The organism is Photorhabdus sp. CRCIA-P01 (assembly GCF_003545805.1).
Taxonomy (GTDB): domain Bacteria; phylum Pseudomonadota; class Gammaproteobacteria; order Enterobacterales; family Enterobacteriaceae; genus Photorhabdus; species Photorhabdus antumapuensis.
Genome location: NZ_NMQR01000069.1, coordinates 1 through 13,795, shown reverse-complemented (window position 1 = coordinate 13,795; position 13,795 = coordinate 1). Strand labels below are relative to the sequence as shown.

The 13,795-nt window shown below is 42.4% G+C and carries 13 protein-coding genes; 8 read left to right on the top strand and 5 right to left on the bottom strand.

Annotated features, from left to right (window positions below; all coding sequences use genetic code 11):
- The 3 genes from rtxA to rtxH all read right to left on the bottom strand — a co-directional run.
- Window positions 1-2,419, bottom strand: a 2,419-nt coding sequence (gene rtxA / locus D3222_RS22240) for an MARTX multifunctional-autoprocessing repeats-in-toxin holotoxin RtxA (RefSeq protein WP_118988058.1), incomplete at its 3' end; no start/stop codon positions are given.
- A 29-nt stretch (window positions 2,420-2,448) separates the two neighbouring features.
- Window positions 2,449-2,910, bottom strand: a complete 462-nt coding sequence (rtxC, locus tag D3222_RS22235; protein ID WP_118988057.1) for an RTX toxin-activating lysine-acyltransferase RtxC — start codon at window positions 2,908-2,910, stop codon at window positions 2,449-2,451.
- A 21-nt stretch (window positions 2,911-2,931) separates the two neighbouring features.
- Window positions 2,932-3,282, bottom strand: coding sequence for a protein RtxH (gene rtxH, locus D3222_RS22230; protein ID WP_118988056.1), 351 nt, complete (start codon window positions 3,280-3,282; stop codon window positions 2,932-2,934).
- Between the two features lie 324 nt (window positions 3,283-3,606).
- Here rtxH and D3222_RS22225 point away from each other — a divergent pair, with 324 nt between their 5' ends.
- The 7 genes from D3222_RS22225 to fur all read left to right on the top strand — a co-directional run bounded on the left by D3222_RS22225 (window position 3,607) and on the right by fur (window position 12,312).
- Window positions 3,607-5,712: a peptidase domain-containing ABC transporter gene (locus tag D3222_RS22225; RefSeq protein WP_118988055.1), complete on the top strand. Its 2,106-nt coding sequence runs from the start codon at window positions 3,607-3,609 to the stop codon at window positions 5,710-5,712.
- The gene (locus D3222_RS22220; protein WP_118988054.1) at window positions 5,705-7,060 is read left to right on the top strand and encodes an HlyD family type I secretion periplasmic adaptor subunit; all 1,356 of its coding nucleotides are present in this window, start codon (window positions 5,705-5,707) and stop codon (window positions 7,058-7,060) included. Before D3222_RS22225 ends, D3222_RS22220 begins: the two co-directional genes overlap by 8 nt.
- Before the next feature lie 2 nt (window positions 7,061-7,062).
- The gene (locus D3222_RS22215; RefSeq protein ID WP_118988053.1) at window positions 7,063-9,207 is read left to right on the top strand and encodes a type I secretion system permease/ATPase; all 2,145 of its coding nucleotides are present in this window, start codon (window positions 7,063-7,065) and stop codon (window positions 9,205-9,207) included.
- Window positions 9,208-9,400: 193 nt separating this feature from the next.
- Window positions 9,401-10,369 (top strand): GlxA family transcriptional regulator, encoded by a 969-nt coding sequence (locus D3222_RS22210; RefSeq protein WP_118988052.1) that lies wholly within the window; start codon window positions 9,401-9,403, stop codon window positions 10,367-10,369.
- Window positions 10,370-10,507: 138 nt separating this feature from the next.
- On the top strand, window positions 10,508-10,795 hold the full coding sequence (gene ybfE, locus D3222_RS22205; RefSeq protein WP_118988059.1) for a LexA regulated protein: 288 nt from the start codon (window positions 10,508-10,510) through the stop codon (window positions 10,793-10,795).
- A 174-nt stretch (window positions 10,796-10,969) separates the two neighbouring features.
- On the top strand, window positions 10,970-11,500 hold the full coding sequence (gene fldA, locus D3222_RS22200; RefSeq protein ID WP_118988051.1) for a flavodoxin FldA: 531 nt from the start codon (window positions 10,970-10,972) through the stop codon (window positions 11,498-11,500).
- A 365-nt stretch (window positions 11,501-11,865) separates the two neighbouring features.
- A complete protein-coding gene (gene fur / locus D3222_RS22195; RefSeq protein ID WP_118988050.1) occupies window positions 11,866-12,312 on the top strand; it encodes a ferric iron uptake transcriptional regulator in 447 nt (148 codons plus the stop codon).
- A gap of 106 nt (window positions 12,313-12,418) precedes the next feature.
- Here the strand turns inward: fur and D3222_RS22190 are convergent, their stop codons facing one another.
- Both D3222_RS22190 and D3222_RS22185 read right to left on the bottom strand, forming a co-directional pair.
- A complete protein-coding gene (locus D3222_RS22190) occupies window positions 12,419-12,700 on the bottom strand; it encodes a type II toxin-antitoxin system YafQ family toxin (RefSeq protein WP_118988049.1) in 282 nt (93 codons plus the stop codon).
- Complete coding sequence (locus D3222_RS22185) at window positions 12,687-12,950, bottom strand: type II toxin-antitoxin system RelB/DinJ family antitoxin (protein WP_118988048.1); 264 nt, start codon at window positions 12,948-12,950, stop codon at window positions 12,687-12,689. Before D3222_RS22185 ends, D3222_RS22190 begins: the two co-directional genes overlap by 14 nt.
- A gap of 384 nt (window positions 12,951-13,334) precedes the next feature.
- Here D3222_RS22185 and tnpA point away from each other — a divergent pair, with 384 nt between their 5' ends.
- Window positions 13,335-13,763 carry an IS200/IS605-like element ISPlu2 family transposase gene (gene tnpA / locus D3222_RS22180; RefSeq protein WP_011145659.1) on the top strand — a complete coding sequence of 143 codons (429 nt, stop codon included), beginning with the start codon at window positions 13,335-13,337 and terminating at the stop codon, window positions 13,761-13,763.
- Window positions 13,764-13,795 lie beyond the last annotated feature (32 nt).

Genomic DNA, 13,795 nt, shown 5'->3' with positions numbered 1-13,795 from the left:
CCTTTCCGACTTTGGTCAAGATATTCGCGCCACCCAGCATAACGCCCGTGGTATTGCCGTCACCTATATGCGTGAGGACGTTCGCGCCACCGCCCATTACCGCCCGCGCATGGCCTTTCCCTTTTTTGGTGAGAATATTGGCACCACCCAACGCAATGGCAGTGGTGTTGGCGGTTTCAGTCTCATCACTGAGATGAGTGATAATATTGGCGCCGCCAAACATACCGGCAACCAGATCTCCGGTGCCAAGCTTTGTTAGCACGTTAGCGCCACCGAAAAGTACTGAGAAGATATCCCCTTTGCCGGCCTGAGTGATGACGTTAAAACCGCCCGCGCCGGACCAGTTCCCATTGCCATGACCTATTTGGGTATGAGTGTTATATCCCCCCAGCATCAGCACCCGGCTGTCACCGTTGCCTTTGTGGATCGAGATATTGCCATAGGACAGAAGGTGGGCCAGATATCGTCCATCCCCGATACGCACCAGAACATTGACCGCACCGCCAGCGTAAACATCCATTTTCCCGTTCTGGCCTTGGTGAACCAGGACATTGGCTAAACCCGCGCCATGAAATGTCAAATCGCCCTTTTCGCCACTTTTTACAATGACGTTGGCTGCACCGGCACCATCAAAATTCGTATCACCGAATTTTGAGCCGTGCAAAATAACGTTCGCTGCCCCTGCGCCTTTAAAATTAACATTTCCCCGCGTGACATTAGATTTAATAACGTTTCCACCACCCGCACCGATAAAATTAACGTAACCACTGCTTATGGATGACTTTACAAGGTCTTGCTGACTATATTCTTCGCTATGTACTAATCGATGGGAAGTTCGTTGCACCGTATGAACGTCATATTGAAGCTGGCTTAACGTGTAACCGGGACCAATAGAGGTATATCCGTTAGCATAGGAAAGCGCTTCATTAGCCAAGTTACCCGTATGATCTCCAGTTTTGTACCATGCTATTGCTTTGTATTTCAGTTGCCCTGTATTGGGATCGTTTTTCAACTGAACTTCAACGATTTTGGTATATGGCCCCATTACCTTGGCATACACATAAGTATTGGGCTGCCGGTTCGATTTGACTGCGGAAACATCGACTTTTCGACCATCAGAGAAGATCGCATATCCCCCCATTTTGGCATCACCTAGCGAGATATCCTCTGCTTTAATCACCATGCCACCCGCATAGGTTACCCACCGATCTATCAATAGGTTTTCCTCGGTAGCATGAATCGCGACAGGTTGCTGATGCTCAAAAACCAAACTGGAGAGACGGTAAGCACCATCAACGTTTACAGCGATAAATCCATTGCCTGACGAAATTTCTTTCGCAGCAAGATTTCCAAGGTGATTGCCTGCTTTATACCAAGAAGTGGCATGATAACCGAGTCTACCCGTGGTGGGATTATTTTGAAGCTGGACCTTGCTGATTTTAGTGTACATTTTGTCAGCAAATGCAAAAAGATAGGTATCCGGTTCAACAGTTGATTTAATACCTGTGACTTGTTGAGACTCCTGGATCCAGCTTCCTCCCATCGTTGCCGTCGTCAATACGATCTCTTCGGCTTTAGCAAATTCCAGTGTCTCACCATGGAAATTGCTATTCATGTTTATTCTGGTGATTTCATTGTAAGCACCAGCACCGGAGAAATTTATATTGCCATGCGCGACATCAGAATAGAGTTTGTTATAACCACCCGCACCTTCAAAAGTAATATCACCACGGGTCTGTTCATACCCATCTTTATTTTGGCGTACACGCTCAATTCGATTCGATGCCCCCGCGCCACGTAAGAGAATATTACCGTCTTTACCTTTACGTACGATGTGATTATCAGCACCTGCCCCATTGAATGTAACGTTACCGCTCTCTACTCGTGAACTGATGCTATTTTCAGCGCCCGCGCCATTAAAAATCACATTTCCCTGCGAATCTTGATAACGGTTAAACCAAGTATGGTCAATGTCATTGTATGCCCCTGCGCCGGCAAAATCTAAATTTCCCCGGTTAGTTTCATGCCATAACTTATTGTATCCACCGGCTCCTTTAAAATTTGTATCACCAGACAAACCTTTACGAACCAGTTTGTTATAGCCGGCAACACCCGAATAATTTAAATTCCCCGCCTCACCCGTGTGATGAATAAAAGCCGCACCGGCTGCACCCGCAAACGACAAACCACCATTTCCCGTTTTACTAATGCCGGTATAACCTGAAGCTCCTTTTACCGAAAGGTCACCATCTGTATGGTATACATCGACTTTAAATGAACCAACAGTAACATCATCATTGCCGCCATAAGCATAAACTTCGCCACCAACACCAATAGCAGTAATACTATTACCATCATTATCGTCGTAATATTTTCCAGTAAAGAAGTACTCAGTACTTCTATTTGATGATTTCCCCATTAGAAAGCCTTTAAATAATAATATAGAAATTAAACAAAGAACCACTGCACCTGACGAATACAGCGGTTGTTTTGGACATCAAGTTTCCCGCGGACAGTGCAAGCTTTCTGGCCTTTCCACGACAAAAAGACACGGCGGCGCAAATCCCTAGCAACTTCACGCCCGTGACCAAAAGGAGCAATCATTTCGGGAAAAAAGATATGTGGACCTGAGCGCCAGTCCGTGTGGGTAAGTTCTCTTTCTCCCGAAAGAATCTCATCTCGATTCTGCTCAGATAAAAAAGCCCAATTACAAAAGGCAATTGGGCGCCCGTGTTCATCTTCGTAATAGCAAAACTGATTCAGCTCAAATGCAGGCAAGATACGCTGTTGCCACTCGGACACCAGGTATCTCCGATGCAGGGGAGAATGCTGACTCAGCAACATTACTCCTCCAATCATTGCTTGAACTTCTGCGTTATTCAGTTTCACCGGTTGATGTATAATCGCCATGCACTAATCAACCATGAGATCTTATTTTGTATTTTTAGATGGGCGTTTTTTAGCATTAGCAGATTCTTCTGCTATAAATTCTGACGCAATTTGTTCTTCGGCTACTGGTGGAGTAGGTAAAAACCCGGCTGCAACCAATTTGTCAAATTCAGCCGCCATTCGTGGATCTTCCAACATATTTTTTACCATCGAAACCATATACATAAATCCCGATGCTGGCATATGGATAACTTGTTTCAATTCAAGTTCATTATCATTTTCCGCCATTATCCCATTCGCCATACGATTGGGTTCTTGACCAACGAAATAAAGAGAGAAAACACCTTTGTTATAATTAACGCTAGAGATAGTTTGTACGAATTTTTCAGACATATTTTTATTCACCAAAAATAAACAATTTGTTAATGAGGATATACAATGTTTACAACAAAGAAAACATTCAATTCAAGGATATCCTGAATTTGTATATCTATAAATACATTGAGAGTAAACGAATCAATAAAATAATATAGAGCAAAAACTCAAAATCAATATTTATATACAAAAAGTCCTTTTACCCCCCATATATAGTCCCATTTACCCACACTGCTATTGGCAATAAATATAAGATAATAAGCAATTACTTAAATGCCACGCAAAATTAATATAACAATTTATTTTAATTAGTATTTTTTGTGAATCTTAAAGACGTTTTTCATGAATAAAATTGAGAAATTGACCATAGCATCATTAAGATTAATATTGATGATATGTAATGGAAAAGAAAATATTATTGATATTGATAACTTAAAAAAATCTGATTGTTACCATTTCTATATCAAGGATATAGAGAAAAAATTTAACTTATCTCTTTCAAATAAGAATTCCGTAAGCAAAAATCACCATAACATACCTTTACCCACAATTTTGTTTGATAATAATGGCCTGCCTTTTGTTTTAGCCAAATCGAATAAAGAGAGTTCATTAATACAGAGAGTTGATAAAGAAACTCCTGAAATATGGTCGGAAGAAAGGCTAATAAAAGAGTGGAATGGAAAATGGATTAAAATTAAACAGAAACAGGCCAAATTTAACATCAGTTGGTTTATTCCAGAATTCCTGACACAAAAGAAAAATCTGGGTGAAATATTGCTATTTTCCTTTGTGTTACAGATTCTTGCGTTAATTTCACCTTTAGTTATTCAGGTGGTTATGGATAAGGTCTTAATCCATCAAGCGTTATCGACACTCGATGTATTAGTCTTTGGCTTAATTATTGCCGGCATCATTGAGGTGATTTTACGTGGATTACGCGAATACCAATACGCTCACACCGCCAACCGCATTGATATCAAACTGGGATTAAAACTGGTCCAGCATCTGTTCGGGCTACCTTTACTCTTTTTTAAATCTCGTCAGGTAGGGGCAATTGTCACACGGGTGCGTGAACTGAATACCGTCAGAGAATTTCTGACGGGTTCAATGTTCACCTTATCTGTCGATCTGCTGTTTATGTTTATTTTCATCTATGTGATGATTCTGTTATCCAGCACCCTGACCTGGGTTTTTCTCGCTACCCTCCCTTTTTATGCCATTTTGGCATGGTGGCTAACGCCTCGCATGGAAAAAGCGGTTGAACAACAGTTCACCCATGCAGCAATAAACACCTCTTTTCTGACTGAAACGGTTTCCGGCTCTGAAACCCTAAAAAGTCTGGCGGTAGAGCCAAGATTCGTTCGCCGTTGGGATAGCCAGACTGAGAAAATGGTAAATACTAGTTATGCGGTACAGCAATTGAGTAACCGTTCAAACCATATTGTGATGCTACTGCAAAAAGTCACCAATGCGGCGATTCTCTGGTTAGGTGCGTCAGAGGTTTTATCACTACAAATGACCATTGGTCAGTTGATCGCCTTCAATATGATGGTAAATCACACTTCCCAACCATTAGCCAGACTGGTGGAACTATGGGGACAATTTATCAGAACGCGGGTAGCCGTCGATAAATTAGGAGATATGTTAAATCTGCCAACCGAACAACAATCCGGCCAACAACAAATCACGCTGCAAGGGGCGGTCTCATTTAACCATATTGTCTTTCGCTATCAACCCGATATTCCGCCGACGATTAAGGGATTGACTCTCCATATAAGAGCGGGAGAAACCATTGGTATCGTGGGTGCTTCTGGTTCCGGAAAAAGTACATTGGCCCGTTTATTACTCCGCCTTTATACCCCAGAAACAGGCGCAATTACCTTAGATGGGATTCCATTACAAAATATAAATATTGAAACGCTCAGACAGCAAGTCGGTGTGGTTCTGCAAGAAAATTTCTTATTTAACAAAACAGTATATGAAAATATTGCCCAATCAAAACCCGAAGTCAACCTAGAGGCAGTGATTAAAGCAGCCAAACTGGCGGGTGCCCATGAATTTATTCTCAAGCTGCCGATGGGATATGACACAACTATTGCAGAAGGCGGGCAATCTTTATCCGGTGGTCAACGCCAGCGGCTTGCCATTGCCCGAACAATCATGGCTAACCCCAAAATTCTCATTCTTGATGAAGCAACCAGTGCCCTTGATGATGAATCACAATCACTCATTCAATCCAATATGGCGGAAATCGCCCAAGGTAGAACGGTTATCACCATCGCACACCGCCTTTCGACTGTACGTCATTGTGATCGCATCATCGTTCTTAAGCAGGGAGAAATTATCGAACAAGGCTCTCACACTCAGTTACTTAACCACGGCAAGCAATACCGAAAGCTCTGGCAGTTACAACAGGAATTAAAACAGGAGGTACCTTGTCATGATTAAGGCTTTTAAGGATAAAATTAAAACCCGGTTGCGCCCTTGTTCACAACACTATGATTTTTTACCGACACATTTGGCGTTATCGCAGCGCCCACCTTCACCATTTGCTCGTTACACCGCAATCACGCTCAGTGTCGGCGTCATCATAGCCTTGCTCTGGGCCTATCTGGGCAAGTTGGATGTTCAGGCCACGGCTACCGGCCGTCTGATCGTCTCAGGCCGTTCTCAGATAATTCAGGCTTATGAACAGAGTCGGGTGACCGCTATCCATGTCCAGAACGGACAACAGGTAACGAAAGACGCCCCACTTCTGACATTGGACACACTCGGCGTTAATCAAGATATTGCTCGATTACTCAAGCAGATCGAATATCAAGCCCATGAAAAGATTCGTTATCAGGCTTTAACCGAGGAACAGGCGCCAGAAGAACAAGCGCTATTTCAAACGTTGCCGGTATCTCAACAAGCACAAGTTGTTGAAAACTATTCCCGTGAGAAAAGAGAGTATGAAGCGAGCGTAACAAATCTGAAAGCAGAGATGAACGTCAATCTCTCTTCTCAACAATCACGGAAAAGCGATATCAATGCGCTCTCTAAGCTCCGGCAAAATATTAGCCAGCGTTTAAAAGCGCGCCAGACTTTAAGTCAAAAACAAGTGATCAGTAAAGTTGAATATCTTGAACAGGAAAAAGAGTTTCTGGAAACAGAACGTCTGATTACTCAACAAAATGCGGAACTTAATGTGCTGCAATCGCAATATATCAGCCTTGAAGAGCGTTTAAACAGCCTGAAAACACAAAAAGAGCGCGAATGGTTTGATAAAAGAAAACAAGCCGAAGTTCAATTAGTGGTTTTAGAGCAAGAGTTGGCAAAAGCTCAAGTACGAGAACAACTTGAAATCATTCGCTCTCCCGTTACAGGAACCGTTCAACAACTCAGTGTGCATACATTAGGTGCGGTTCTGCAACCAGCACAAAATTTAATGGTGATCGTCCCTGATGACAATGTGCAACTGGCAGAAGTGCAAATTTTAAATAAAGACGCCGGATTTGTGTATCCAGGGCAACAAGTCACCGTTAAGGTAGACGCTTTCCCCTATACGCGTTATGGCACGATTGACGGCGAACTGCTGAATATATCCAGAGACTCAACCACCGATGAGCAGTTAGGATTAGTCTTCCCTGCTCAGGTAAGCCTTAAGAGTAATAATATCGTCATAGACAATACACGGGTTGACATTACTCCTGGTATGTCAATCGTCGCTGAAATCAAAACTGATCAACGCCGCGTTATCGATTATCTCCTGAGCCCTATCAGAGAGTATCAATCTGAAGCATTGAGGGAGAAATAATCGTGAACGTATTACCCTCTTCTACTACCGATGCCGGTAACAACACGCATAATCAGGCACTAGACTGTATTGTCTATGTGGGGAACAAATTTCATAAGTCAGCCACTCTCGATCAACTTCAACACAAACTGGGGTTTGATTCTTTATATCTGAATGAGTTACAACTACGCGAAGCCGCCGATGCTATTGGGCTACACAGTAAAATTGAGCAATTAACTGTCAATACAGGGCCAACGTTACCCTTACCAGCATTGATTGAACTGGAACAGCAATGGTGGGTACTGATTGAGGTCAGTAACAGCCATATTATTGTTCTCGATCCTGCTACTGAACAAACGAGGTCACTCTCTTTATTTACTAATAATAAAGAAAATGCCTATAAGATCCTGTTAATCGCCGATCAGGAATTAACTAAAAAACATGTCAAATTCAGCCTGAGCTGGTTTTATCCCTCCATTTTCCGGCAGAAAAGTCAGATAAGAGATCTATTTTTATTTGCTATTGTTCTGCAACTATTTGCGCTGGTCAGCCCGATACTGTTTGAAAACATCATCGATAAGGTATTGGTAGGACGAAGTTTATCCAGTCTGCATGTATTAGGTATGGCTATGCTCGCTATCGCCCTTGCCGAACCCTTGTATAGCTTTATGCGCAACACGGTGTTTGGACACATGGCAAGCCAGATAAACTCTGAACTTTCCGGGCGACTGTATCGTCATTTGACAAGTTTGCCACTGCAATATTTTAAGCAACGGCAAACCGGGCAGATTATTGCCAGAGTCAGAGAAATGTCTCAAATCCGCCAGTTTTTGACGGGTTCTACCCTGATGCTGCTGTTAGATCTGATTTTCGTCATCATGTTCATTGGCGTCATGTTTTACTATGCCAAGATATTGACCTGGATTGTTATTGGCTCGCTCTTTGTTTACTTCATATTCTGGATCATTGCCGGGCCAATTATTCGTCGCAAAGTAGAAGCAGAATATGAAACCGATGCGAATGCAACGAGTTTTCTGACCGAAGCCGTAACAGGCATTGAAACCATCAAAACCACCGCTACTGAAAATCGTTTTTTACATCAGTGGCAACGCATTCTCAGCCAGCAGTTGACTAAAAGCTTCGCGGCACGGAAAAACGGGTTAATTGCCGGGCAAGGCATCGATTTTGTCCAAAAATTTACTGCCGCGATCCTCTTATGGTGGGGAGTAACAGAAGTTTTACGTGGTGAACTGACTCCGGGGCAACTTATCGCTTTTAATATGCTAGCCGGACATGTCACCCAACCTATCCTCCGGCTGGCACAGGTTTGGCAGGATTTTCAGCATACGTTAATCGCTCTGAAACGTGTGGGGGATATTCTTGATGAACCAATGGAGAACAGTAAACAGGGACTGGCTTCCGTACCTGAACTGGAAGGCCAGATTGAATTCAGAAATATTCGTTTCCGCTATCATGACGACACACCAGAGGTTCTGGCAAATTTATCGTTATCAATAGAATCGGGTCAATTTATTGGTATAACCGGACCATCAGGTTCAGGTAAAAGTACTCTCACCCGTTTACTACAAAGGCTATATGTCCCTCAACATGGGCAAGTTTTAATTGATGGCATGGATTTGGCTATTGCCGATCCCGTCTCTTTACGCCGCAATATGAGTGTCGTACTCCAGGAAAGTATCCTCTTTTCCGGCAGCATCATCGATAACATCCGACTATGTAAACCCAACGCCACCGATGCAGAAGTCCATCGCGCTGCTGAGTTATCTGGCGCCATTGAATTTATCCAATCGCTTCCTCACGGTTTTGCTCATCCGGTCGGGGAGAAAGGAGCAAATCTCTCTGGTGGTCAAAGACAGCGAATCGCATTGGCAAGAGCACTCTTGGTCAACCCGACTATTCTGATCCTCGATGAAGCCACCTCAGCATTAGATTATGAATCCGAGGCCGCAATTATGGCAAATATGGATGAAATATGCCGTAACAGAACGGTTATTAGCATTGCTCACCGGCTCAACACGATTCGCCATGCCGACAAAATTTGTGTGTTAGACCAAGGGCAAATCGTCGAATTTGGCTCACATGATCAACTACTTCAACAAGGCGGACTATACGCCCATTTATGGCATCAACAAATTGGTGAAAGCTGAATTGACATTCAGCTTAATTTCTTAACAACAAGAGGAAGCATAAATTTTGATTCAAACTGTGTCTATTTTTATTTATTTGATTAATAAATTAACAAAATGTAAATAAATTATTTAAATTGTAACGTTAAGTTATTAATATGTTAGATAAATCAAACATCTTTATACATCTTAATTTTTAAGTTGGAGAACTCTTATGGATAGGAATCCAGTTTCGTTAAGCGCGTTGGCATTTTCAGGAGGATCTCTAACTTCTATTACCGGCCCGATAGAAATTTTAACCACCGCCGCTCACTTAGCCGGAGCACCGGAACCAGAAATCAATATTATTACCCAGGATAATCAAGATGTTATCGGGCTAGGCGGTGTTCGGCTAAAACCCAATAAACTCATAGGAGAAATTAAACAAACAGATATTGTCTTGGTCGGGGCAATCGGGATCCCCTACAACGACCTTGATTCTTGCACCCAAGAAACCTTAGATTGGCTTCAAATGATGGAAAAAAAAAATATCCTTATCGTCTCCATCTGCTCTGGCTCCTTTATCCTGGCTAAAGCTAACTTACTCAATAACCGTAAAGCCACCACACACTGGCTGTTTACCAACTTATTTAAGGATATGTTTCCACAAGTACAGTTACATTCGGAAATAAAAGTCACCCGCGATAACAATATTTTTTGTACTTCTGGTACCTATGAATACAACGATGTCATGATGCATATTATTGAACAGATATATGGTCAAAATACCAGGGAAACCTGTAGTCAGCTCATATTTGGTGATATGGAGGGCCTCCCTTCGCATACTCTCGCAAGTTTTGTCCCCTATCGCCAACATTCAGATACATTAATCCACAAACTACAAGACTGGATGCATTCTGCCCCATCGGACAGATTATCGGTTGGCAATTTGGCCGATAAAATTCATCTGTGTGAAAGGCAGATGAAGCGACGCTTTAAGACTGCGACGGGCCAGACACCTATTCAATATATCCAACAGATTCGATTATCTCTGGCGAAATGCCGGTTAGAAAAATCGAATAAAACCATAGAAGAAATCAGCCATGAAGTTGGCTATGAAGATACTCGCTATTTCAGAGAATTATTCAAGAAACTTAATGGGTTAACACCAATAGAGTACCGCAGAAAATACCAGCACCGCTAAAACGGAAACTCAATCACAATCCTTTACAGATAAGCAATGATGCGGCTTTTATCTTTGTCAGGCAGTAGCGATACACTAGAAGCTGGGGTATCATGGCGTGCTATATTTTATGGTATATGCCCTTTACTAATTGAATTTATGGCAAAAGAACAAATGGATCGCACCACTCTGGATTTGTTCGCAAATGAACGCAGACCGGGGCGCCCAAAAACCAACCCACTTTCCAGGGATGAACAACTCAGAATCAACAAGCGTAACCAACTTCGCCGTGATAAGGTGCGCGGTCTGCGTCGTGTGGAACTGAAAATAAATGCTGATGCAGTAGATGCACTTAACTTTCTTGCACAGCAACGCAACATCAGCCGTAGTGAACTCATCGAGCAAATTTTGCTGGCCCAGTTAGCAGAAAGTAACACCACGACTTGATAGCATTGAAGGCACGAAATCACACAAACTTGACAGAATTGTCCTGACTGTTTAGTCAAAATAGGATTTTGTTTTTTTATTAATACAATCAGAACCTTTTCTACTGATTTTTAACATTTTATACGTATATCTCATACAGAAATACACAAATAAAACAAGAGGTTATATTATCCTATGGCAATTATAGGTATATTTTTTGGCAGCGATACCGGTAACACGGAAAATATTGCCAAAAAGATCCAAAAAATTCTGGGTTCCGACATTGCGGAAGTTCATGATATTGCCAAGAGCAGCAAAGAAGATATCGAACAATTCGATATTCTGCTGCTCGGCATCCCTACTTGGTACTACGGTGAAGCACAGTGCGACTGGGATGATTTTTTCCCTACTCTGGAAGAGATCGATTTTGAAGGGAAGTTGGTCGCCCTTTTTGGTTGTGGTGATCAGGAAGATTACGCGGAATATTTCTGTGATGCCATGGGAACTATCCGTGACATTATTGAACCCCGTGGCGCCATTATTGTTGGTCATTGGCCAACCGAGGGCTATCACTTTGAAGAGTCAAAAGGTCTGGCTGATGATAGCCATTTTATCGGGCTTGCTATTGATGAAGACCGCCAACCAGAATTAACAGAAGAGCGTGTTAATGCCTGGACTAAACAGATCCACGAAGAGCTGAGTTTGTCAGAAATTCTTGCAGGATAGTGGCTTATCCCAGTAAGCGTAATGGGTGCAGGCCATTTCTTATCAATAGTGAACCCACGGTAGGTGAGAAGTGACTCGCTTCACTCGCCCTGTGGGATCGCGTTCAAAGGCTATTGCTTTTGTCAGAACACTGCTTAAATCCGCTTTTTATTACGAAGAATGGCAAAAAATAGCCTAAACATGATAAATAGTAAGGTTATTACTGCGTTTTATAAATGATTATTCTGGCAAAATGTGTAATGAAAGTTAAGGTTAACGTGGTTTTCATTTTCACTAGCCATGCCTATAATCATAATCTGATAACTAACTGGTACTTTTTGAAGTATCGCTAAGTTCACTTTACTGAGTAACAGGACTGAATCCGCATGACCGACAACAATAAAGCATTAAAAGATGCTGGACTTAAAGTGACACTTCCTCGTCTGAAAATATTGGAAGTGTTACAGGAACCTGAATATCACCATGTCAGCGCGGAAGATCTCTACAAGAAACTGATTGATAACGGTGAAGAGATTGGACTTGCTACTGTCTACCGCGTGTTGAATCAGTTTGATGATGCCGGTATTGTCACCCGTCATAACTTTGAGGGTGGTAAATCGGTTTTTGAACTCACTCAACAACACCATCACGACCATTTAATCTGCTTGGACTGCGGTAAAGTCATTGAATTCAGTGACAAACATATTGAAAAACGCCAGAAGAACATTGCTGAGCGTTATGGGATTAAACTTTCAAACCACAGTCTTTATTTATATGGTCACTGCTCCGCCGGTAATTGCCGCGAAGACAGTAGTGCACATGACGAGAAGTAATTCACGCTTGGACTACTAATTTTTTATCCACCTAGAGAGGGGAACCCATCAGGGTTCCCCAAAAAGGGGCTATATTTCAGATTGATTCAGGTCTGTCAAAAATGAGCTATAAGCCAAGCTCTGAGTGAGAGCCAAGACGGACAAGGCACAATGTGTCCACATCGGGTTTCTGATAAATCAGTATCAAATCAGGCTTGATATGACAATCTCGAAAATCCTTCCAGTCACCAGAAAGAGCATGATCGCAATATTTCGGCTCTAGCAAGCTATCAGAAGCCAATAATTCAACCACCAGCATCAGTACGTCATCAAGAACTTCACGATGCCGACCTTTCTTTTCTCTCTTGTAATCTCGCTTGAATTGGTTTGCGTAGTCAATCGTCCGCATTAAGATCAGCCATTAAATCTTTTGCAGTGGAGAATGATTTACCGCAACCTTTGCGAGCTTCTTTCATTGCAGCTATTGTTGTCTCATTTGGTATCAACGGTTCAAAAGGTAACACTTTTTCTCTTGCTACCCGCGTTAACATCATGCGAACGGCATCTGATACAGTCAGACCCATAGCAGCTAGAACGGCAGCCGCTTCTGCCTTAATCTCTCCATCAATACGGGTTTGTACTAATTGGTTTGTAGCCATATAAGAGATCTCTCGTTGAATTACATTGTAATGCAACTGTAATTCAATGAATGTCTATAATCAACTTCAATAGTGATGCCGCGTGCGATAAATTCCCCCCATTCGCTCAATAAATGAAGGGGTAATTGAGTTTTATCTATTGAAAATTTTTACATAACTAACGTCATAGATATGACTGTAGTTTATCCAATTTACCCATTTTTCCTCTGAATCTGTAGTACGAGCCTGCCGGACAACTCGATATCGAGACGCAATTGGCTATCAATCACCTCAACGTAATGTTTGAAATGGCGAATTTTTTCAGACAGTAAGGTTTATTCTTCCAAATGAAAGGTTAAAACCACCGGCTTTAGCTGCGATACTGTGTTGTACCGGAGGTGCAACATGGATTACAGATATGGCAGCCACACGGTATTTCAGATTGAATACCATTTTGTGTGGGTAACGAAATACAGATACAAAGTGCTGACAGGAGAAGTGGCAAGTCGAGTGCGAGAATTAATCCGTCAGACATGCGGCTCCTTTGAAATCAGAATATTAAAGGGAGTTGTGAGTCAAGATCACGTGCATATACTCGTCAGCAGTCCCCCAACATTAGCGCCAAGTGAAATCATGAGAAGGCTGAAGGGGAGAACGGCCAGTAAGCTGTTTGAAGAATTTTCGCATTTGAAAAAGCGGTACTGGGGCCAACATTTTTGGGGGCGAGGCTATTTTTGTGCAACGGTGGGGCAGTTAACGGAGGAAATGATCAAAAGCTATTTAGAACATCATTTTGAACCCAATCCGAATGATAATTTCAGGATGGATAATTGACGCGTCGTTTAGCCGACGCGTATCCGGACTTT